The sequence below is a fragment of the Methylocella sp. genome (assembly GCA_037200525.1).
GTDB lineage: Bacteria > Pseudomonadota > Alphaproteobacteria > Rhizobiales > Beijerinckiaceae > Methylocapsa.
On sequence record JBBCGG010000001.1, the window covers coordinates 4,621,553 to 4,644,144 of the forward strand.

Here is a 22,592-nt window from a genome sequence, read left to right on the forward strand (position 1 = left end):
TCGCTTCGACGATAAGACTTAATCAACCTGTCTCGAACCTTGCGCCGTCAGCGCCAAGGCGCTCGCTCGTCCCAGGGCCCGAAGACGCGCAGATGGACATATGATGCAAAAAAAGTGGGAGCATGATCGATGGATCATGCTCCCACTTCAATTATTCTCCGATTGGCTTCCCGCCGCTTCGGCTTCCTCCGGGGCGCGGCGGAAGCCGAATTGCGTCAGTCTTGGGCCGCAGGAGCCGCCGACGGCAAGAGCGGGGTCGCAACCGGCGCTCGTGACGATTCCGCCTTCTGCGCCAGGATCATTTCATCGCGCATGGCGGCGACTCGGCGCAATTTCGCCATCGCCGCGCCCGTACCCGCCGGGATCAACCGGCCGACGATGACATTCTCCTTCAGCCCTTCGAGCGTATCCGCCTTGCCGTTGACGGCCGCCTCGGTCAGCACCCGCGTCGTCTCCTGGAAGGAGGCGGCGGAGATGAACGAACGGGTCTGCAGAGACGCTTTGGTGATGCCAAGCAAGACTGGCGTTCCCGAAGCGGGCTTGCCGCCTTCCGCGAGCGCCTTAGCGTTGGCTTCATCGAGCTCCATCTGATCAACCTGCTCGTTCGCGAGAAAGTCGGTATCGCCGGGATCAACGATATCCACCTTCTGCAACATCTGCCGGACGATGACCTCGATGTGCTTGTCGTTGATGGCGACGCCTTGCAAGCGATAGACTTCCTGGATCTCGTTGACGAGGTAGGCTGCGAGCTCCTCGACGCCTTTGATCGCAAGAATGTCGTGCGGCGCCGGATTGCCGTCGACGATATAGTCGCCCTTCTCCACCACGTCGCCGTCCTGAAGATGGATGTGCTTGCCCTTCGGGATCAAATACTCGATCGGCTCCGCGCCCTCTTCGTTCGGAATGATCGAAATCCGCGTCTTGTTCTTATAGTCGCGGCCGAACTGCACCGTGCCTGAGGCCTCGGCGATGATCGCGTGATCCTTCGGACGGCGCGCTTCGAACAATTCCGCAACGCGCGGCAGACCGCCGGTGATGTCGCGCGTCTTGGCCGATTCCATCGATATGCGGGCGACGATGTCGCCGGCCCGCACCGAGCCGCCTGGATCGACGCCGATGATCGACTCGACTGGCAGCGTGTAGCGCGCGTCGCCGCCGCGCTGCAGCTTGCCGATCTTGCCATCCGCGGTCTTGATCACGATCGAGGGTTTCAGCGTCGCAGACCGCTGATTGAGCCGCCAATCGATGACCATGCGCTTGGCGATGCCTGTCGCCTCGTCGATGGTCTCCGTCATGGAGGCGCCCTCAACCAGATCCTCGAAGCCAATGAACCCATCGATCTCGGTCAGGATAGGCCGCGTATATGGGTCCCACTCGGCGATGCGCTGGCCGCGTTTGATCTGGTCGCCTTCGTCGACCTTGAGCCGCGCGCCATATTGGACGCGGTGAACAGCGCGCTCGGCGCCATCCTGGCCTTCGATGACGACCGCGACGTTGCGCGCCATCACCATCAAATCGCCGTCGGAGTTGCGGGCGAGATGACGGTTGCGGATCTTCACGGTCCCATCGAAATTGGATTCGATGAAGGACTGGTCGGCGATCTGCGCAGCGCCGCCGATATGGAAGGTGCGCATGGTCAGCTGGGTGCCGGGCTCGCCGATCGATTGCGCCGCTATGACGCCGACCGCCTCGCCCATATTCACCGGCGTGCCTCGAGCAAGGTCGCGGCCATAGCACTTTCCGCAGACGCCATTCTTGGCCTCGCAGGTCAAGACCGAGCGGATCTTCACTTCCTGGATGCCGGCCGCGTTGATGCGGTCGATATGCCATTCCTGAATCATCTCGCCGGCTGCGACGATGAGCGTTCCGTCGGTCTCCTTCAGGTCTTCAGCCGTCGTCCGTCCGAGGATGCGCGTCGCGAGCGAGGCGACAACCTGGCCGGCGTCGATAATCGCCCGCATGCGGATGCCGCCTTGCGAGCCGCAATCGACCATGGTGATGATCGAATCCTGCGCGACGTCGACGAGCCGCCGCGTGAGATAGCCGGAGTTCGCGGTCTTCAAAGCGGTGTCGGCCAATCCCTTTCGGGCGCCGTGCGTCGAGTTGAAGTATTCAAGCACGGTAAGGCCTTCCTTGAAGTTCGAGATGATCGGACTCTCGATGATTTCGCCTGATGGTTTCGCCATCAGACCGCGCATTGCGGCGAGCTGCTTCATTTGAGTCGGCGACCCACGCGCTCCAGAATGCGACATCATGTAGATCGAATTGATCGGCTTATCGCGGCCGTTCTTATCTTTCTGCACGGACGAAATGCGCGCCATCATCTCTTCAGCGAGCTTGTCGGAGCACTTCGCCCAGGCGTCGACCACCTTGTTGTATTTTTCGCCCTGAGTGATCAGGCCGTCATTATATTGCTGCTCATATTCCTTGGCGAGCGCGCTTGTCTCGGCAATGATGCGCGGCTTGGTTTCCGGCACGACCATGTCATCCTTGCCGAAGGAAATGCCGGCCTTAAACGCCTCGCGGAATCCGAGCGCCATGATCCTGTCGCAGAAGATGACCGTCTCCTTCTGCCCGCAATTGCGGTAGACGACGTCGATCATGTTCGAGATTTCTTTCTTGGTCATGAGCTTGTTCACGACATCGAACGGAATCTTGACATGCTCGGGCATTAGTTGCCCGAGAATCATGCGGCCAGGGGTCGTATCGAAAATCTTCGAGGCGCGCTTGCCTTCGCTATCAAAGGTCCAAGCGCGGCCCTTGATCTGCGTATGCAGCGTGATCGCCTTGGCGGCCAAGGCATGTTCGATCTCGCCAATATTCGAGAACGCCATGCCCTGCCCAGGCTCGCCGTCGCGCATCAGCGATACGTAATAGAGGCCGAGCACGATATCCTGACTCGGCACAATGATCGGCAGACCATTGGCCGGATGCAAGATATTGTTGGTCGACATCATGAGCACGCGCGCCTCAAGCTGCGCCTCAAGCGAGAGCGGCACGTGGACGGCCATCTGGTCGCCGTCGAAGTCAGCGTTAAAGGCGGCGCAGACGAGCGGATGCAGCTGGATCGCCTTGCCCTCGATCAGCTTCGGCTCGAAGGCCTGAATGCCGAGGCGATGCAAGGTCGGGGCGCGATTCAGCATCACCGGATGTTCGCGGATGACCTCATCGAGGATATCCCAAACTTCCGGCTTTTCTTTTTCGACCAGCTTCTTGGCCTGCTTGACGGTCGCGGAAAGGCCCTTCGCGTCGAGACGCGAATAAATAAAGGGCTTGAACAATTCGAGCGCCATCTTCTTCGGCAGGCCGCATTGATGCAGCTTGAGATCGGGACCGACGACGATGACCGAGCGACCGGAATAGTCGACGCGCTTGCCGAGCAAGTTCTGGCGGAACCGGCCCTGTTTGCCCTTCAGCATGTCGGCGAGCGACTTCAGCGGCCGCTTATTGGCGCCCGTGATGACGCGTCCGCGCCGGCCATTGTCGAACAAGGCGTCGACCGCCTCCTGCAGCATTCGCTTTTCGTTGCGAACGATGATGTCGGGGGCGCGCAATTCGATCAGCCGCTTCAGACGATTGTTGCGGTTGATCACGCGGCGATAGAGATCGTTGAGATCGGAGGTCGCGAATCGGCCGCCATCGAGCGGAACGAGCGGACGCAGATCCGGCGGGATAACCGGAACCTCGGTCAGAATCATCCATTCGGGCTTGTTGCCGGAATTAATGAAGGCCTCGATGATCTTCAATCTCTTGGCGAGCTTCTTCGGCTTCAGCTCGGTCGTCGATTGCGCAATCTCGATCTTCAGCCTCTCCGCGATTCCAGGCAGGTCCATATTGCGCAAAATATCGCGAATCGCCTCGGCGCCGATCATGGCCGTAAAGGAATCCTGACCATACTCGTCCTGGGCGCGCAGATAATCCTCTTCGTTGAGGAGCTGGCGGTCCTTCAGAGGCGTCAGGCCCGGGTCGAGCACGATATAGGATTCGAAATAAAGAATCCGCTCGAGATCCTTCAACGTCATATCGAGCAGCAAGCCGATGCGCGAAGGCAGCGACTTCAAGAACCAGATATGCGCAACGGGCGCGGCGAGCGAGATGTGGCCCATCCGCTCGCGCCGCACGCGCGACAGAGTGACTTCAACGCCGCACTTCTCGCAGATGACGCCTTTATATTTCATCCGCTTGTACTTGCCGCACAGGCACTCGTAGTCCTTGATCGGACCAAAAATGCGCGCGCAGAACAGACCGTCGCGTTCCGGCTTGAAGGTGCGATAGTTGATCGTCTCCGGCTTCTTGATCTCGCCGAAAGACCAGGACAGAATCTTTTCCGGACTGGCGATAGATATCTGGATCTGATCGAAAGCTTGCGGCTGCACGACCGGATTGAAGAGATTCATGACCTCTTGATTCATTGCCATCTCCTGATGCTTGGGCCTGCGCGGCGATCGCCCCCGGGCCTCTTGCCGGAAACCAAAAAACACAGAGCGGCGCGCAGCATCCGGGCGCGCGCGCCGCTCTATTGCGGTACGATTATTCGGCCGCCTCGGCTGGCGTTGGCCCGACAAGCTTCGCTGTCGAGGTCAACTCAACGTTGAGGCAAAGCGAACGCATCTCTTTAACCAGCACATTGAAGCTCTCAGGAATGCCAGACTCGAAAGCGTCGTCGCCGCGCACAATCGACTCATAGACCTTGGTGCGTCCGGCGACGTCGTCGGACTTCACCGTCAACATTTCCTGCAGCGTATAGGCCGCTCCATAGGCCTCAAGCGCCCACACTTCCATTTCACCAAAACGCTGGCCGCCGAACTGAGCCTTGCCGCCGAGAGGCTGCTGCGTAACCAAGCTGTAGGGCCCGATCGAGCGCGCATGGATCTTGTCGTCGACGAGGTGATGCAGCTTCAACATATATATGTAGCCGACCGTCACTTTTCGATCGAAAGCCTCGCCTGTGCGTCCATCATAAAGGACCACCTGACCCGAGGCGTCGAGTCCGGCCTCCTCGAGCATTTCGACGATGTCCTTTTCGTGGGCGCCATCGAACACCGGCGTCGCGATCGGCACGCCGCGGCGAAGATTCTCGCCGAGCTCCACGACGGTTTCGTCGTCAAGTTCGCCGATCTCCTTTTCCGCATCATAGATCTTGCTCAGCTTCTTGCGCAGAGGAGCCGTATCTTGATCGCGCAGATAGGAATTGACCGTTTCAGCCACTTGCTTGCCAAGACCGGCGCAAGCCCAACCGAGATGAGTCTCCAGAATCTGGCCGACATTCATCCGGCTCGGCACGCCGAGCGGATTCAAGACGATATCAACCGGCTGACCGTCGGCGAGGAAAGGCATATCTTCCTGCGGCACGATTTTGGAGACGACTCCCTTATTGCCGTGCCGTCCCGCCATCTTGTCGCCCGGCTGAATCTTGCGCTTCACCGCGACGAAAACCTTCACCATCTTCATCACGCCCGGCGATAGCTCATCGCCGCGCTGAAGCTTTTCGACCTTGTCGAGGAAGCGGCTTTCGAGGCCCTTTTTCGACTCGTCATATTGCTTCCGCATGGCTTCGAGTTCGGCCATGATCTGATCGTTCTCGATCGCGAAGATCCACCATTGCGAGCGCGGATACTCTTCGATGAGCTCCTTCGTGAGCACGGTGTCCTTCTTGAAGCCTTTGGGCCCCACGATCGCCTTCTTGCCGGCGAGGATGTCGAGCACGCGCGCATAGACGTTACGGTCGAGAATGGCGAGCTCGTCGTCGCGGTCCTTCGCCAGACGTTCGATCTCCTCGCGTTCGATCGCTTGAGCGCGTTCGTCCTTGTCGACGCCGTGACGGTTGAACACTCGCACTTCGACGATCGTTCCCTGCACGCCCGGCGGGACGCGCAGCGAAGTGTCGCGAACGTCGGATGCTTTCTCGCCAAAGATCGCCCGCAATAGCTTTTCTTCCGGCGTCATCGGGCTTTCACCCTTTGGCGTGATTTTACCGACGAGAATGTCGCCCGCCTGCACCTCAGCGCCTATATATACGATGCCGGCCTCGTCGAGATTCTTCAAAGCCTCTTCCGAGACGTTGGGAATGTCGCGAGTGATTTCCTCCGGACCGAGCTTGGTGTCGCGCGCCATCACCTCGAATTCGTCGATGTGGATCGAGGTAAAGACATCGTCCTTGACGATGCGTTCGTTGAGAAGGATCGAATCCTCGAAGTTATAGCCATTCCACGGCATGAAGGCGACGAGGACATTGCGTCCGAGCGCCAGATCGCCGAGGTCGGTCGAGGGACCGTCCGCAATGATGTCGCCCTTGCGCACGAAATCGCCGACCCGCACCAGAGGCTTCTGGTTGACGCAGGTGGACTGGTTCGAACGCTGGAACTTCATCAACCGATAAATATCGACGCCCGGCTTGCCGGCGTCTGATTCCTCAGTCGCCCGAATGACGATGCGGGTGGCGTCGATCTGGTCGATATAGCCTGTCCGGCGCGCCGCGATGGCCGCGCCCGAATCCCGCGCGACGATCGCCTCCATGCCGGTGCCGACGAGCGGCGCATCAGCTCGCACCAATGGCACGGCCTGACGCTGCATGTTGGATCCCATGAGCGCGCGATTGGCGTCATCGTTCTCCAAGAATGGAATCAACGCGGCGGCCACCGACACCAGTTGCTTGGGCGAAACGTCCATGAAGTCGACGCGTTCGCGCGGCACCATGACGACATCGCCGGAATGGCGGCAAACGACAAGATCCTCAGTCAGCCGGCTCTGTTCATCGAGCGGCGCATTGGCTTGCGCGACGTAATATTTGCCTTCTTCCATCGCCGACAAATAGACCACCTCATCAGTGACCTGATTGTCCTTGATGCGGCGATAAGGCGCTTCGATGAAGCCATATTTATTAACGCGCGCGAAGGTCGCGAGCGAATTGATCAGTCCGATATTCGGGCCTTCCGGCGTCTCGATCGGGCAGATGCGCCCATAGTGAGTCGGATGCACGTCGCGCACTTCGAAACCGGCGCGCTCACGCGTCAGACCGCCCGGGCCAAGCGCCGAAAGACGCCGCTTGTGGGTGATCTCCGACAATGGATTGGTCTGATCCATGAACTGCGACAATTGCGACGAGCCGAAGAACTCCCGCACCGAGGCGGCGGCGGGCTTCGCATTGATCAGATCCTGCGGCATCACCGTATCTATGTCGACCGAGGACATGCGCTCCTTGATGGCGCGCTCCATCCGCAACAAGCCTAGTCGATACTGGTTCTCCATGAGTTCGCCGACCGAGCGCACCCGACGGTTGCCGAGATGGTCGATATCGTCGATCTCGCCACGCCCGTCGCGAAGATCAACGAGCGCCCGCACGACGGCGACAATGTCTTCCTTGCGCAGGGTGCGCACCGTATCGGCGGCGTCGAGATCCATGCGCATATTCATCTTGACGCGGCCGACGGCGGAGAGGTCATAGCGCTCCGGGTCGAAGAACAGCGAGTTGAACATGGCTTCCGCCGAATCGAGCGTCGGCGGCTCGCCGGGACGCATGACGCGGTAAATGTCGAATAGAGCCTCCTCGCGCGAGCTGTTCTTGTCGACGGCGAGCGTATTGCGAATGTATGGCCCGATATTGATGTGATCGATATCGAGCAGCGGCAGTTCGTTGAAACCAGCCTCGATCAGCAGCGGCAAAGTCTTGACGCTGATTTCGTCGCCGGCCTCGGCGAAGATTTCGCCCGTGCTCGGATCATAAAGATCGACGGCGATATATTGGCCGTAAAGGTCCTCGTCCTGCACGCGCAAAAACTTCAGGCCGCGCTCGGCGAGTTGCCGCGCGGTGCGAACGGTGAGCTTCTTGCCGGCTTCGAGCACAACTTCGCCCGTTTCCGCGTCGAGCATGTCGACGACGGCCTTGATGCCTTTCAGACGCTCGGGATCGAACGGCTGACGCCAACCATCCTTGTCGCGCGTAAAGAGAATGGTCTTGTAGAAGGTCGAGAGAATCTCTTCCCCGTCCATGCCGAGCGCATAGAGCACCGACGTCGCAGGAATTTTGCGGCGGCGATCGATGCGCGCATAAACAATGTCCTTGGCGTCAAATTCGATATCGAGCCAGGAGCCGCGATAGGGAATGATCCGCGCCGCGAATAGGAGCTTGCCGGAAGAATGGCTCTTGCCTTTGTCGTGATCGAAAAACACCCCAGGCGAACGATGCATCTGCGAGACAATGACGCGCTCAGTCCCGTTGACGATGAACGTGCCGTTCATCGTCATCAGGGGCATGTCGCCCATGTAGACGTCCTGCTCCTTGATGTCCTTGACCGATCGCGCGGCTGTGTCGGGATCGACATCGAACACGATAAGGCGCAAGGTCACCTTCAGCGGCGCGGCGAAGGTCATGCCGCGCTGGCGGCACTCGTCGACGTCGTATTTCGGCGGTTCAAATTCGTATTTGACGAATTCGAGGAGCGCCGTATTGGAAAAATCGGCGATCGGAAAGACTGACTTAAAGACGGATTGCAGTCCCTCATCCGGACGGCCGCCTTGCGGCTCGTCGATGAGAAGAAACTGATCATAAGAGGCTTTTTGAACTTCGATCAGATTGGGCATTTCCGCGACTTCGCGGATATTGCCGAAAAATTTGCGGATACGCTTACGGCCGGTGAACGTCTGCGCCAAATGATGAGCCATGTCGCTCTCGCACCTCGTCAAAACGGCGATGATCCCGCACGGAAAATCGCCTCATCCGCGCCCAGCCTGGACGCTGGACGGTCGGGACTTGTTCGGGGCCCCCCGCGCCGCGGCGAAAAGGCCGCGAGCGAATTTGCCGCAAGGTTCGAACATACCTTCCGGCAATAGAGCGACGGTCCCCCTGTTCCCATGGGGACCGTCGCTTTGCAAAATTAGACCGCCACTGCGATCGGAATCACTTGAACTCGACTTTCGCGCCAGCCTTTTCGAGAGCGGCCTTGATCTTCTCGGCCTCCTCTTTGGTGGCGCCTTCCTTTACGGGCTTCGGAGCCGCTTCGACCAGATCCTTCGCCTCTTTCAGGCCAAGACCCGTCACAGCGCGGACCTCTTTAATGACTTCAATCTTCTTGTCGCCGATAGAGGCGAGGATGACGGTGAACTCCGTCTGCTCTTCGGCCGGGGCGGCGGCCGCGGCGGCGCCAGGTCCGGCGGCTACCGCAACGGCTGCGGCGGCAGAAACGCCCCACTTCTCTTCGAGCAGCTTGGCGAGCTCTGCGGCCTCAAGCACGGTGAGGCTCGACAAGTCATCGACGATCTTTTCCAAATTAGCCATGTCTACTTCCTTCGATAGGTCAATTGTTGTGTGTTGTCTTTGAAGATTGCGTCGTCAGGCGGCTTTGTCGGCATAGGCCGCAAAAACGCGCGCGAGCTTGGCGGCCGGCGCGGTGGTGACCTGTGCGAGCTTCGTCGCCGGGGCCTTGAGCAGACCGACGATTTTGCCGCGCAATTCATCCAAGGACGGCAGCGTCGCGAGCGATCGCACGGCGTCCACGTTCAAGGCGGTCTTTCCCATGGCGCCGCCGAGGATCACGAGCTTTTCGTTCTCCTTCGCGAAACCCACCGCAACTTTAGCCGCAGCGACCGGATCGTCCGAATAGGCGATCAGGGTCTGCCCTCGCATCAGGCCCGAGATCGAGGCGACCTCCGAGCCTTCGAGCGCAATCTTGACAAGACGGTTCTTGGCGACCTGCACAGTGGCTCCAGCCGCACGCATCTGCTTGCGCAGCGTCTGCATCTGAGCCACGGTGAGGCCGGAATAATGCGCAACTACAACCACGGACGTCGTCTTAAAGATATCGGCCAGGGAAGCGACGCATTCTTTCTTTTCCGCTCTGTCCACAGTGCTTTCTCCTTGCGCGGGCGCCAAACCTGCTTCGGCGCGCCCGCGGGCTGCAATTGCCGTTCTTGGACCGCCGGGCGAACCCGCGCCAAAAACAGCGCTGTGCCTGTCCCCGGAACGAACAAACCGATCCGGACAGAGGGAGTAGACCAAAATCGAAGGATGAGGCCGGGCGAGCCGTCCGTACATCCAAAATCCGGTTATTACCCCGTCTATGCTGGCCCCTTTGGCCTATCCGATGGGAACCGGATCGACGTTCGGAGATTAAGCTGGAGCTCATCGCAACAATGAGTCCGGCGCCGGCAGTCTTGGACAGGACATGGCCGGAAAGAGATAGGAGTCGCCACCTATCCTCCGGCCTATCCACCGCATCACAAGCGTCTTTTGTCGCCGACAAGTCGAACTTGAAAGCTAAAACTCAAGGCGTCTCGCTTAGCGGAAGCTTTTATTGGGTGCGGCGCCGCCACGCTTAATCGGCACCGAACCCTCTATCTAAACCAACTAGATCGAGATGCCAAGACCCCGTCAGCGGATTTTCGCTCATGTCAAGCGAGAATTTTCGCGACCGGTCCTTGCCCAAGGCGATCAACGCCTCGGACCATGATGCGCCCAGATTGAGGCGATCATGGCCAACTCTTTGTTTTAATGCGCGAATCCAGTGGAAAGGCATGAGGCTTTCCAGATCGGCGCTCTATATATTCACGCTCGCGGGATCAATTTTGACCCCGGGACCCATGGTCGACGAGATGGCGACGCGCTGAATATAGGTGCCTTTGGCGCCTTGCGGCTTGGCCTTGGCCACAGCATCAACGAAAGCGGCGATATTGGCGATGAGCATATCCTCGTCGAACGAAGCCTTCCCCACGCTGCCTTGAACGATGCCGGCCTTTTCGACGCGAAACTCGACAGCTCCGCCTTTCGACGCCTTGACGGCGGCTGTGATGTCCATGGTGACCGTGCCAACCTTCGGGTTGGGCATCAGACCGCGCGGACCCAGCACTTTGCCGAGCCTGCCGACGAGCGGCATCATATCCGGCGTCGCGATGCAACGGTCAAAAGCGATCGTTCCGGCCTGAACCGTCGCGACCAGCTCTTCCGCCCCGACAATGTCGGCCCCTCCTGCCTTGGCCTCATCCGCTTTGGGACCGCGCGCGAAAACGGCGACGCGCAACGTCCGCCCCGTGCCGTTCGGCAAATTGACGACGCCGCGCACCATCTGATCGGCGTGCTTCGGGTCGACGCCAAGATTCATGGCGATCCCGACGGTCTCGTCGAACTTGGCGTTGGCGCGCTCCTTCACCAGCTTGATCGCTTCCGCGAGCGGATAGAGCTTAATCCGGTCAATGCCTTCACGCGCCTTGACCACGCGCTTTCCAACATGCGCCATTTTTCTCTACCCCACTATCTCAAGGCCCATCGAACGGGCGGAGCCTTCGATCATCGTCATCGCGGCGGCGACCGTTGCGCAATTGAGATCCGGCAATTTCTTTTCGGCGATTTCTTGAATCTGCGCCTTCGATATCTTGCCGGCGAAACCACGGCCGGTCGTCTTCGATCCGGAAGTGATGCCCGAAGCCTTTTTCAAGAAATAGGATACCGGCGGCAGCTTCATTTCGAAGACGAACGACCGATCCGCGAAAGCCGTGATTACGACCGGGATAGGCGTCCCCTTCTCCATTTGCGCGGTTCGCGCATTGAAGGCCTTGCAAAATTCCATGATGTTCAAGCCGCGCTGACCCAGCGCGGGGCCGATCGGGGGCGACGGATTGGCCGCCCCGGCCGGCACCTGAAGCTTCACGTAACCCGTGATCTTCTTCGCCATACCTTAAACTCCCAAACAAAGCCGACCCTCTTCGGGCGCGGCGGTTGCGGTCGTGGTCAGACAGGATTCCGGCGTGGCGCGCCGGGCCTTGTCTCCCACGTCTGACGCGAACGGGATCTCCCCCGGCCGCGCAATTCAGGCGACGTCAGCCGCCTGAAAACCGAACTCAGACCTTCTCGACCTGAGCATATTCCAATTCGACGGGCGTCGCCCGACCGAAAATCGACACAGCGACTTTGACCCGCGAACGGCTTTCGTCAACCTCTTCGACGATGCCGTTGAAGGAGGCGAAGGGCCCATCGGCGACCCGCACGGTCTCGCCGATTTCGAACGAGATCGACGCTCTCGGCCTCTCGACGCCCTCGGCGACCTGACCCTTGATCCGGTCGGCCTCGGAGTCGGATATCGGCATCGGCTTCTTGTCGGCGCCAAGAAATCCCGTCACCTTCGGCGTGTTCTTGATCAGATGATAGATATCGTCGGACAGATCGCATCTGACGAGAACGTAGCCGGGAAAAAACTTGCGCTCGGAATTGATCTTCCGGCCGCGCCGAATTTCCACGACCTGCTCGGTCGGCACCAGAATTTCCTCGAACTTGGCGGTAAGTCCCCGCTGCGCCGCCTGCTCTTTGATGGATTCGGCGACCTTTTTCTCAAAATTCGAATAAGCGTGGACGATATACCAGCGCATGCTCATCGGGGCAGCTTCCAACCTTTGTTGATTCGCGCTCAATGGCCGATGCTCAGGACGAAAGTGACCAAAAGGCGAAGTCCCTGATCAACCGTCACAAAGAACAGGCTCGCGAACAGAACCATGAGAATCACGAGGCCGGTCGTGATCAATGTTTCGCGCCGGGTCGGCCATGTGACCTTGCCGGCTTCGGTGCGAACTTCCTGAATGAACTGAAAAGGGTTTGCCATTGCCCAACAAAGACCTCGGCGCGCCCAAAGGCCGCGCAAAAAAAATCAGGGCGCGAAGCCTAAAGGCCGCGCGCCACTTCGCCCCAATATAATCAAGCCTGCGCGGAACGCAAACTCAATTTTCTCGCGGCCTCGGCCAGCCCCACCTGCAGGGCTTCAGTCCGGCAGGCAACGCCGATGCGGTATGGCGTAAACCGCTTCGCGGCCGACCACATGGGCGAGAGTTTCCAAGCTTCCGCCAAAGAGCGGCTCAAAGGCCGCGTCGTGCAGGTTGAGCCCCCCGGCAAAGGCGCCGAAAGCGGGCAGCACGCAGCGCTCGCCATTGCTGACGAAACTGCGGCGGCGCACCGAGCCGCCGCGCCCTGCAACTTTGGCGACCGGATGGAGATGCCCGGCGATTTCTCCCATGCGCCGCCCGGCGCGCGGCTCGTGGCGAAACACAATATCCCCCATCGCCAGCTCCGCTCTCGCCTCCCCCGGCAGCCCGGCCGGCAAAATCGCGTCATGATTGCCGGCGATCCAGATCCACTCGCGTCCCCTGTGCAAAGCGCGAATCGTGCGGCGATCTTCGCCGCAGAGGCGCTCGCCTGCGCGCGAATCATGAAAGGAATCCCCGAGCGCCACGACGCAGCGAGGCTGGTAGAAAGCGATCAGCCGCGCCAGCGCCGCCAAAGTCGAAGCAGTGTCGTAAGGCGGAAGCAGAACGCCTCTCGCCGCGAAAGCGGAACCCTTCTCCAAATGCAGGTCGGCGACGATCAGAACGCCTTCTTCGCCCCAGTACAGAGCGCCGGCCGGATCGGCCAGGAAATGCGCGCCCAAAACGGCGACGACCGCCGCCGGTCGATCGCGTTTGCGGGGAACGTCTTGGTTCATCAATGGATGGTTCTCTTTCGACTTTTCGCGCGGATCGCGCCCCGCCCGGCAACTTCCCTGGCAGTCTGTTTCGCGGGAATGATTTCAGCAAGTCCGAGAGGAGGTTGGTCGGCAAGAACTTCCTCAACCAGACTGCCCGCAGCTTCGGCGAGAATTGCATCCTGCGCCTCGCCATAAACGGTTTCGCGCCCGATTTCGAGCAGGATCGGCGCCGCCAGCGGCGAGACGCGATTCAGCGCCTTATGAATGATTTTGCCTTGCACGCGGACAAGCATATGCGCCAAACGGTCGATGTCGAGAAGCCCCGTCGCCGCATCGGCGCGAGCGGCTTGCAGCAGAATATGCTGCGGCTCGTGCCGGCGGAGCACGTCATAAATAAGGTCGGTCGAGATTTTTAACTGCCGTCCGGTTTTCTCGCGCCCAATGAAATTGCGCTCTATCAATCCGGATATGATCGCGCAATTTCGAAAGGTGCGCTTCATCAGCGACGATTCCTCCAACCATTCCTCAAGATCATCGCCAAGCATGTCCCGCCCGAGCAGATCTTCGAGACGAACGGCGCCCTTCTTGGACAGTTCTCCAAGATCGGTCAGCGACCAGACGCACAACGCATAATCATTGGCAACGAACCCGAGCGGCTTCAGCCCCGCGCGCTCCATCCGGCGCGTCAGCAGCATCCCGAGCGTCGTATGCGCAAGACGGCCCTCGAAGGGATAGAGCGCAAGATAGAATCGCTCGCCGCGCGGAAATGATTCGACCAACAATTCGCTTGCCGGCGGCAGAATCGAGCGTTGCCGTTGCAATTCGAGCCATTGCGCAACCTGCTCCGGCAAGGCGCTCCAGGCTGTGGAATCGGACAAAAGTCTGCGCACGCGCATCGCCAGATGGGTCGAAAGCGGGAATTTTCCGCCCGCATAAGATGGGATTTTCGGCGCGTCAGAGGCCGCGCGGGAGACCAGGGCCTCATTCTCGACGATGCCTTGCAGCGCCAAAATCTCTCCGCCGAACAAAAACGTATCCTTCGGCGCCAGCATTTCGATGAAAGCTTCCTCGATCTCGCCCAGCACCCGGCCGCCCCGCCGCAAGGGACCCGTATAGGCCGACGTTGGTTTGGCGCCGCCGGGCACGAGCCGCACCTTCAGGAGATCGGCCTCGACGATGGTCCCGACATTCATGCGGTAGGATTGCGCGACGCGGCCATTGGCGACCCGCCAGCGGCCATCCTTCATCTGCTTGATCTTTGCGAAGCGCTCATAGGTTTTCAACGCATATCCGCCGGTGGCGACAAAGCCAAGCGCCGCGTCGAACATCTCTCGACTCAGTTTGGCGTAAGGTTCGGCGGATATGATCTCCATATAGAGTGCATCCGCGGCGAAAGGCTCCGCGCAAGCCGCGCCTAAAATGTGTTGGCACAGCACGTCGAGCGCCCCTGCCCGCGCCAGCGCCGTATCCTGCGCCCCTTCTCTCGCGGCGTCGATGGCGGCGCGGCATTCCAGCACCTCGAACCGGTTGGCGGGTACGAGAATCGCGCGGGACGGTTCGTCCAGCCGATGGTTGGCGCGTCCGATCCGCTGCGTCAGACGGCTTGCGCCCTTAGGAGCCCCGACGTTGATGACGAGATCGACATCGCCCCAGTCGACGCCAAGATCGAGCGTTGACGTGCAGACCACCGCCTTCAGTTTGCCGGCCGCCATCGCCGCCTCGACGCGGCGGCGCTGCGCGACATTGAGCGAGCCATGATGCAGCGCGATCGCCAAGTCGTCCTCGTTTCGCCGCCATAACTCCTGGAAAATAAACTCCGCCTGCGCCCGCGTATTGACGAAGACGAGGCTCATCTTCGCAGCTTTGATAGCGGCGTAAATCTCGGCCAGCGCATGGCGGGCGCTATGTCCGGCCCAAGGCAAATGCTCCCGCGTATCCAAAATCGAAAGATCGGCGGCAGCGCCTGGCTCCGCGAGGACCAGTGCAGCGTCGGCGCCCGGCGTCCCCCGCGGCGTCAGCCAGCGCTGCAACTCCGCCGGGTCGCGCACGGTCGCCGACAACCCGATGGCGGTGAGATGAGGAGCGATCGTCCGCAGTCGCGCGAGCCCAAGGCAAAGGAGATCGCCGCGCTTCGTCGCGGCGATGGCGTGCAATTCATCGAATATGACGCGACGCAATCCGGCGAAGAAATGCTGCGCGTCGGGGCTGGCGATCAGCAGAGCGAGTTGCTCGGGCGTCGTCAGCAGAATGTCCGGCGGATAACGGCGCTGGCGCTGGCGTTTCGAGGCGGAGGTGTCGCCCGTTCTTGTCTCGACGCGCGCTCCAAGGCGCATCTCGGCAATCGGCGTCTCGAGATTGCGCTGCACGTCTACCGCCAACGCTTTCAGCGGCGATATGTAAAGGGTGTGGAGGCCGCGCCGGTTCGGCGGCTGTTCAAGATCGACGAGGGTCGGCAAGAATCCCGCAAGCGTCTTGCCAGCCCCCGTCGGCGCAATGAGAAGGGTGTTTTGGCCTTCGCGCGCGAAGCGCAATAGCTCGATTTGATGCTTCCGGGGCGTCCAGCCGCGCGCTGAAAACCAGTTCAGAAAACGCGGCGGAAGCTCGAAGGCCGAACCTTTCACAAAACGCCCCGGAATGTTTTATGCGCGGGCCACGACCACGAGGCCCGGAACGTCGAAGCCGGCGTCCCTTCGCGCCGAGACCGGCTCCATTAGGCAAACGCGCAGGCCAACCGCTTCGAGGGTCTCCTTCACATAAGCATCGCTGTGGAAAAATCTCAGGTCAGGGCCAATCTTATACGTTCCCTCCAAGGCGCGCTGCACCGTGAAAGCGAAGAATCCGTCCGGCGCAAGCGTGCGGGCGGCGGCCGCGAAGACAGGCGCCAGATCGCCGACATACATGAACACGTCGCCGGCCAGAATAAGATTGGCGCTGAGGGGTGGCTCAAGCCCGAGAAAATCGTCCATCGTGGCCGTTTCGAGTCGGTCGTAAATCGCTTTCTTCCGCGCAACCTCAATCATGCCGGGAGAGAGATCAACGCCGCTTAGATGCTCGCTTGAGCCGCGAAAGGCCGCGCCGCAAAGGCCGGTGCCGCAGCCAAGATCGATGAGTTGATCAAATCGCCCAGCCCCGAGCCGCGTCAAAGCGTCGGTGAGCAGAGCGGGTCCCCGATAGGCGAGTTGATTGACGAGATGCGCATCGAAACGATCGGCATATTGATCGAACAGCCCTTGAATATAAAATTTCGACGCCGTTTTGGGCGTCTCTCCAACGCCAAGACGGGCAAGATGAAGTTCGGCGCCGAATTCACCCGCTGCGTCGATCGCCGCCAGGCGCCGAAGCGCCGCCGCCGCCTCTTTTGCGCGGCCAGATTTTTCATAGGCGGTCGCCAGCGCCAACCATAGCGGCGCCCAATCTGGCGCCAGCTCGCAAGCCTGCTCCAAAACCTCGGATGCCGTTTCGTGATCGCCTTCGGCGGCGATGGCGCGGGCATAAAGATAACGGCGATCGACCACCACGTCGCCAGAAGAGCGCCTTATCGGCGGGAGCCAATTCTGACTCGAGTTCTTGGCGATTGGTTCTGATAACGGCATTTTTTGACCCCAAATTTCTCTCCACGAATTGAACTGATTCGTTGATCCTTCATTCATCACAGGTTCAGGCTCGTGGCTGCATCTTGGCCATGAAGCGTTGGTCTCAGGAGGCCGCGCCGAACGTCAGGGAGAACTTGAAATGATCAGCAATTTGAAGAAAGGCGCCATCGCGACCGTCGCCGCCGCGTCGCTAGGGCTCGCCAGCGCCGCGACTGCAACGCCCGCGGCTGCCGCCGCCTTTCACGGCGGTTTTCATGGCGGCGGCTGGCATGGAGGCGGCTGGCGCGGCGCGGGGTGGCATGGCGGATATTGGCGCGGCGGCCGCTGGTATGGCGGCGGCTGGGGCGTCCCGCTCGCGGCTGGCCTCGCAGTCGGGGCTCTCGCTGGAGCCGCCGCCTATCCTTATTATGGTTATGGCGCTTATGGCGGCTGCTACGTTCAGAACCAGCCTACTTATGACGGTTGGGGACGATTCGTCGGCTATCAGCCGGCCCGCGTTTGCTATTGAGCGCTTGCGCCCCATCTTAGGATAGAAGCCCCGTCGGTTTGGCGGGGCTTCTATATTTTTTCAAATTTTTTCTGGCTGAGCCGCAACCTTTCGTCTTGCGTGGCGTTGTTACTTGTGTATTGCCGCACAGCACTTGTCGGGTTTTCGGGGGAATATCCTTCGAGCAAACGTGGCGGGTGGAAGGAGCAGAGCTCATGGTCAAATCGCGCAAAACAATCGGAATGCATGCCCTCAAGCTCACCATGGCTGCGATTGCCGTATCCTGCTTGGGCGCAGCTGTTTTCGCGGCTCCGCTGACGATCACCCCGAAGAGCAAGATTGCCTATAATGGCCAGATGGTCGAGCACCGCAGCGCTTATGAGTCGCTGACCAAGGGTCCGGCCATGGAGCTGGGCCGCGCCGGGCCGGGCGAAGATGAAGATTGCGTTCGCGTTACGCGGATGATGGGCCCTGATGGCCGGATCTATGTGACCCGCGGCCTCGTCTGCTCCGATTAGAAGTTTCCGCTTTGATGGTCGGCGCGCCTTGCGGGCCATGCCTTCGAACCCTATTTCCCGCCGATGGCGTCGGATAACCCTCTCTCCCTTGCGCCCGCCGGGCTTTATTGCCCTGCGGGCGATTTTTTTATCGATCCGCTGCGCCCTGTTCACCGCGCGCTGGTTACCCACGCCCATTCCGATCATGCGCGGCCAGGACACGGCCAAGTCCTAGCCACCCGGGAAACGCTGGCGATAATGGCGATCCGCCTGGGAGCCAGTTTTTGCGGCGCGGCGCAATCCGTAGCCTATGGCGAAGCGCTGAGGCTGGGAGAAGTCGAGGTCAGCTTCCATCCGGCCGGGCACGTCCTCGGCTCAGCTCAAATTCGTCTGGCGAACCGCGCCCAAACCGTCGTCGTGTCCGGCGACTACAAGCGCGAGGCCGACCCGACCTGCACGGGCTTCGAGCCGCTTTCCTGCGATGTCTTCATCACTGAGGCGACCTTTGGCCTGCCGGTGTTCCGGCATTCGCAAACTGGCGATGAAATCGCCAAGCTTCTCGCCTCGCAACGATTGTTTCCAGAGCGGACCCATCTCGTCGGCGCCTATGCGCTCGGAAAAGCGCAACGGATGATGGCCCTGCTCAGGGCGGCCGGCTACGAGCGGCCGATCTACGTTCACGGCGCGATCGAAAAGCTGACCGATTTCTATGCGAGCGAAGGCGTAGAGCTTGGCGAGATTCGCAAGGTCTCGGCCTATGATCGGGGAAAGCTGGGCGGCGAGATCGTGATCTGTCCGCCTGGGGCCTTGCAGGATCTCTGGTCGCGCAAATTTCCCGACCCCATTGCGGCTTTCGCCTCGGGCTGGATGCGGGTGCGGGCCAGGGCGCGTCAACGCGGCGTCGAACTCCCGCTGGTCATTTCAGATCATGCTGACTGGGATGGGCTCATCGCCACCATCCGCGAGACGGGATGCCGGAAGGTTCTCGTGACGCATGGCGAAGCGGATGCGCTGGTGCATTGGGCGCGGGGGGCAGGCATCGAAGCCGACCCTTTGCATCTCCTTGGCTACGGCGACGAAGATGCGGATGCGGCGCCCGCTTCAGGGGAGAGCGCTTGAATCATTTCGCTTTTCTTCTCGATCGACTGGGATTTGAGCCGTCCCGCCTCGGCAAGCTCCGCCTGATGACGGAATATTTCGGCGCGACGCTCGATCCCGAACGCGGCTATGCCCTCGCCGCGCTGACCGGCGCGCTGTCGTTCCAGCACGCCAAACCCGCCCTTATCCGCGGCCTCATCGCTGAACGCGTCGATCCGGTTCTATTTGATCTTTCCTATGATTTCGTCGGCGATCTTTCCGAAACCGTCGCCCTCCTTTGGCCAACTCCAAATGGTGCGCCAGCCGGCCAAGGCGCAAATCACGCACCGTTGATGCTGTCCGAAGTCGTGCGCGAACTGGGTTCAACGAGCAAGCTTAGCCTGCCGGCAAAGCTTAGCGGCTGGCTCGACGCTCTGGATGAAATCGGGCGATGGGCGTTGCTAAAGCTTATCACCGGCTCGCTGCGGATCGGCGTCTCGGCGCGGCTGGCGAAAACCGCGCTTGCTGACCTCGGCGGCAAGGCTGTCAATGAAATTGAGGAAGTCTGGCACGGATCGGCACCACCCTATCTCGATCTTTTCGCTTGGCTCGAGGGCCGCGAAGAACGCCCGGATCCGTCCGATCCCGCGCCGTTCCATCCCGCCATGCTGGCTCACGCCATCGAGCCCAAAGACTTCGATGAACTTCTGCCATCGGAGTTCCTGGCGGAATGGAAATGGGACGGCATAAGGGTTCAGGCGGTGAGCGGGGTCGCCGCCGACGGACGAAAGACGACGCGGCTGTTCTCCCGCACCGGCGAAGATATTTCCCCGGCGTTCCCCGATCTGACGCAGGCGTTGTGGGACATCGACGTCCAAACCTATTCGCTGGATGGCGAATTGCTGATTTTGCGCGAGGGCCGCGTCGAGCCCTTTGGCGTGCTGCAACAGCGGCTCAACCGCAAGACGGTCTCGGCCAAATTGCTCGCCGATTTTCCAGCCTGTATTCGCGCCTATGATCTGCTTCGCGAGGGCGAGGAGGACCTGCGCCCGCTTCCCTTTCTTGAGCGACGCAAACGGCTTTGCGCCTTCGTTGAGAATGTGCGCTGCCCGCGCCTCGATCTATCGCCCCTGGTCCCGTTCGACTCCTGGGCGGAGCTTGCCGAGGCTCGTCGCGCGCCGGGCTCTTTTGGGGCAGAAGACGACGCCGAAGCCATTGAGGGGTTGATGCTGAAACGCGCCGATTCGATCTACACGCCAGGCCGGCCAAAAGGGCTTTGGTATAAATGGAAGCGCGATCCTTTCAGAGTCGATGCCGTATTGATGTACGCCCAGCGCGGCCACGGCAAACGCTCATCCTTCTATTCCGACTATACCTTCGGCGTCTGGCGGCAGGACGGCGAAGGCGCGCATTTGATTCCAGTCGGCAAGTCTTATTTCGGCTTTACTGACGCCGAACTTGTCGAACTCGACCGCTATGTTCGCAACAATACGGCTAACCGGTTTGGGCCGGTGCGCGAGGTCACGCACGGCGGCGAGGAGGGCCTCGTCCTCGAGATCGCATTCGAGGGGTTGAACCGCTCGAGCCGGCACAAATCGGGCGTCGCGATGCGCTTTCCGCGCGTCGCGCGCATTCGCTGGGATAAGCCGGCCCGCGAAGCCGATCGGATCGAGAGCCTGGAGGCGTTGCTGAAATAGGGCCGATATTTTGGGAACTGCGGGCGCGAGCGAATCCTGTCGAGGTGTACTTGCGATATCAATGGCTTAGAAAACCTGCACGCCCCGAGGGATTCGTGGCCGGGGGTTAACTTTAGTCTTGCGGCGTTCCGAAGACGGCGCGTCGTCTGAGGAGGCGGTCTGCCTCGATCTCCTTTTCAAACTCCTCGTATATGACGATGCTGTGCGCCAGGTTGAGGCAGTGCTCTTCAAGATCGCCGGATGCGAATTGGCTCTCAAGCCCCATCTCGTTGAACAGGGCGGCGTATTCCTCCTGCTGCATATCCCAGCCTTTGTGCTCGGTGATGTACAGGTCAATTTCACCTTGGAACATTCGCTGAGCCAAGGCTTCGATCTTGGCCACTATTGCCGGATCGTTTGCGTCAGTTGTCCTGCTGATATTTGGCATGCCAATCATTTTGCTTCTCCAATAGGGTTGCTAGTCGGAGCGCTTGGCGTCACGCACGCCGTGCGTCGCCCAGCGCTTCCGTCCTTCCAAATTTGTTGGTGTTCGATAATGTCGCGCGCGGGGATTGAGCTAAATCGCCTGAAGGGCCTCGACGCATCGCCGGCAGCAGTTCTTCCCCTGCGGAGCTATTTGTTGGGGCGAGCGCATCGCTCCTTCTCCGCATAAAAAGTTTCTGCCCAGACAGCAACAAACGCTAAATCGGCGCAATGCTCCCAAAGCTTTTTCGCAGTGGATCTCACCTTGAAATAGGAGCTCCCTCGGACCCTCGACCTCTGGCGACTTCGATTGATCTTGTTTCGTCAGGCATTTTGAAAAATCTCCGTTGAGGGTGCGATTATCAAAGCCTGTACGCAGCCAGTGTCGGAGTAATCCACCGGAGAGCTGGGGGTTCCCCGGTAATTTCTGGGCTTCAGCGGGCATCGGCATTATGGCGCCCGCTTTAGAGGGTTCACCTCAGCCGAACGCCAAAATCATTTCGCTGCCGCTCCAGGTGATGCAACGTGCGCGGAAAATGCTCTAGCCAATCGACCCAGAGCTGCAGTTGTTCCTTCGAATCAAAGAAGCTCCAGTCTTCCATTTCGGAGGCTACAATTTGTTCTGTGCTGGCCAGAACCATTCTGGGAAGGCCGGGAGGACCACCGTTTGGGGAGTCATATTTGATGAGATATATACTAGGCGAGACTTCCTCGGCGACCTCCCCCGTTCGATAATGTTCGGCATCGACGATATGAACGAATTTTCCTGTTAAACTCATTTTGAAAACCTCAATTAGAGAAGCTCCCTGGCGCTCGTGAGTGATGTTGTGTTTTGCAATGAACAAGGATGTCCAGTCCTCAAAAGGCCTTGGCGGCGCGTCCCCGGTCGGAACAGCCTCTTACAATATGGTCACTCATGAATAGGACGGCCACATGTGGCGACGACCAGGCGAGGCTGTGGCTGCACTGGCGCAGCACTTGGGAACGGCAGGCGCGAAACAGGCGGCAAGGTGGCGGCAAACGGGCGATAAACGCGCTTGCCTTATTTCGGCCTCGCATATCTACTGATATGAGAAGTTGACGCTGACGCCTGCTTAAAGCAGAATCACAGGCTCGCTCTGGAAAAACGATGGTTGAGTTTTGCTGCGGCCGAGCCAACGCTAAGTTAAGTGATGATTTTCGAACGCCGTGCCTGTATAGGTGAAAAATAGCGCCTCCCGGATGTTGTTTGGGAAGGTATCTCAATTCACACTTGCGCTGGGAGTTGGTGTCGGACGCGAAGAGTCAATGGATATCGCGCTGCCGCAAATGGCATCCTGAAGCGTGAGACTTTCACTTCG

The 22,592-nt window shown here is 60.0% G+C and carries 17 protein-coding genes; 4 read left to right on the forward strand and 13 right to left on the reverse strand.

Annotation, left to right across the window (positions count from 1 at the left end):
- Positions 1-215 precede the first annotated feature (215 nt).
- From rpoC to WDN46_22800, 11 genes are all read right to left on the reverse strand, one after another.
- Entirely contained in the window at positions 216-4,412 is a 4,197-nt protein-coding gene (gene rpoC, locus WDN46_22750; GenBank protein ID MEJ0096125.1) for a DNA-directed RNA polymerase subunit beta', read from the reverse strand.
- Between the two features lie 118 nt (positions 4,413-4,530).
- Positions 4,531-8,661 (reverse strand): DNA-directed RNA polymerase subunit beta, encoded by a 4,131-nt coding sequence (gene rpoB / locus WDN46_22755; protein MEJ0096126.1) that lies wholly within the window; start codon positions 8,659-8,661, stop codon positions 4,531-4,533.
- Positions 8,662-8,896: 235 nt separating this feature from the next.
- The gene (gene rplL, locus WDN46_22760; protein MEJ0096127.1) at positions 8,897-9,274 is read right to left on the reverse strand and encodes a 50S ribosomal protein L7/L12; all 378 of its coding nucleotides are present in this window, start codon (positions 9,272-9,274) and stop codon (positions 8,897-8,899) included.
- A 54-nt stretch (positions 9,275-9,328) separates the two neighbouring features.
- Entirely contained in the window at positions 9,329-9,841 is a 513-nt protein-coding gene (gene rplJ, locus WDN46_22765) for a 50S ribosomal protein L10 (protein ID MEJ0096128.1), read from the reverse strand.
- 691 nt (positions 9,842-10,532) lie between these two features.
- Positions 10,533-11,228, reverse strand: a complete 696-nt coding sequence (gene rplA / locus WDN46_22770; GenBank protein ID MEJ0096129.1) for a 50S ribosomal protein L1 — start codon at positions 11,226-11,228, stop codon at positions 10,533-10,535.
- Between the two features lie 6 nt (positions 11,229-11,234).
- Complete coding sequence (rplK, locus tag WDN46_22775; protein MEJ0096130.1) at positions 11,235-11,663, reverse strand: 50S ribosomal protein L11; 429 nt, start codon at positions 11,661-11,663, stop codon at positions 11,235-11,237.
- A 166-nt stretch (positions 11,664-11,829) separates the two neighbouring features.
- Entirely contained in the window at positions 11,830-12,360 is a 531-nt protein-coding gene (gene nusG / locus WDN46_22780) for a transcription termination/antitermination protein NusG (GenBank protein MEJ0096131.1), read from the reverse strand.
- 32 nt (positions 12,361-12,392) lie between these two features.
- Positions 12,393-12,584 (reverse strand): preprotein translocase subunit SecE, encoded by a 192-nt coding sequence (secE, locus tag WDN46_22785; protein ID MEJ0096132.1) that lies wholly within the window; start codon positions 12,582-12,584, stop codon positions 12,393-12,395.
- Between the two features lie 156 nt (positions 12,585-12,740).
- Positions 12,741-13,457 carry a ligase-associated DNA damage response endonuclease PdeM gene (pdeM, locus tag WDN46_22790; protein ID MEJ0096133.1) on the reverse strand — a complete coding sequence of 239 codons (717 nt, stop codon included), beginning with the start codon at positions 13,455-13,457 and terminating at the stop codon, positions 12,741-12,743.
- Positions 13,457-16,060, reverse strand: a complete 2,604-nt coding sequence (locus tag WDN46_22795; GenBank protein ID MEJ0096134.1) for a ligase-associated DNA damage response DEXH box helicase — start codon at positions 16,058-16,060, stop codon at positions 13,457-13,459. Before WDN46_22795 ends, pdeM begins: the two co-directional genes overlap by 1 nt.
- An 18-nt stretch (positions 16,061-16,078) precedes the next feature.
- Positions 16,079-16,954: a methyltransferase gene (locus WDN46_22800; protein MEJ0096135.1), complete on the reverse strand. Its 876-nt coding sequence runs from the start codon at positions 16,952-16,954 to the stop codon at positions 16,079-16,081.
- A 217-nt stretch (positions 16,955-17,171) separates the two neighbouring features.
- Here WDN46_22800 and WDN46_22805 point away from each other — a divergent pair, with 217 nt between their 5' ends.
- The 4 genes from WDN46_22805 (at position 17,172) to WDN46_22820 (ending at position 20,790) form a co-directional block, all read left to right on the forward strand.
- On the forward strand, positions 17,172-17,540 hold the full coding sequence (locus WDN46_22805; GenBank protein ID MEJ0096136.1) for a hypothetical protein: 369 nt from the start codon (positions 17,172-17,174) through the stop codon (positions 17,538-17,540).
- Between the two features lie 194 nt (positions 17,541-17,734).
- Positions 17,735-18,037, forward strand: coding sequence for a hypothetical protein (locus WDN46_22810; GenBank protein MEJ0096137.1), 303 nt, complete (start codon positions 17,735-17,737; stop codon positions 18,035-18,037).
- A 63-nt stretch (positions 18,038-18,100) separates the two neighbouring features.
- Positions 18,101-19,135, forward strand: a complete 1,035-nt coding sequence (locus WDN46_22815; protein ID MEJ0096138.1) for a ligase-associated DNA damage response exonuclease — start codon at positions 18,101-18,103, stop codon at positions 19,133-19,135.
- The gene (locus tag WDN46_22820; protein ID MEJ0096139.1) at positions 19,132-20,790 is read left to right on the forward strand and encodes a cisplatin damage response ATP-dependent DNA ligase; all 1,659 of its coding nucleotides are present in this window, start codon (positions 19,132-19,134) and stop codon (positions 20,788-20,790) included. The genes WDN46_22815 and WDN46_22820 overlap by 4 nt, the downstream gene beginning before the upstream one ends.
- 112 nt (positions 20,791-20,902) lie before the next feature.
- On the opposite strand, the gene WDN46_22825 is transcribed toward WDN46_22820, so the two are convergent.
- Together WDN46_22825 and WDN46_22830 are read right to left on the reverse strand one after the other, a co-directional pair.
- Positions 20,903-21,226 carry a hypothetical protein gene (locus WDN46_22825; protein MEJ0096140.1) on the reverse strand — a complete coding sequence of 108 codons (324 nt, stop codon included), beginning with the start codon at positions 21,224-21,226 and terminating at the stop codon, positions 20,903-20,905.
- A 499-nt stretch (positions 21,227-21,725) separates the two neighbouring features.
- On the reverse strand, positions 21,726-22,097 hold the full coding sequence (locus WDN46_22830; protein MEJ0096141.1) for a hypothetical protein: 372 nt from the start codon (positions 22,095-22,097) through the stop codon (positions 21,726-21,728).
- Between the last annotated feature and the right edge of the window lie 495 nt (positions 22,098-22,592).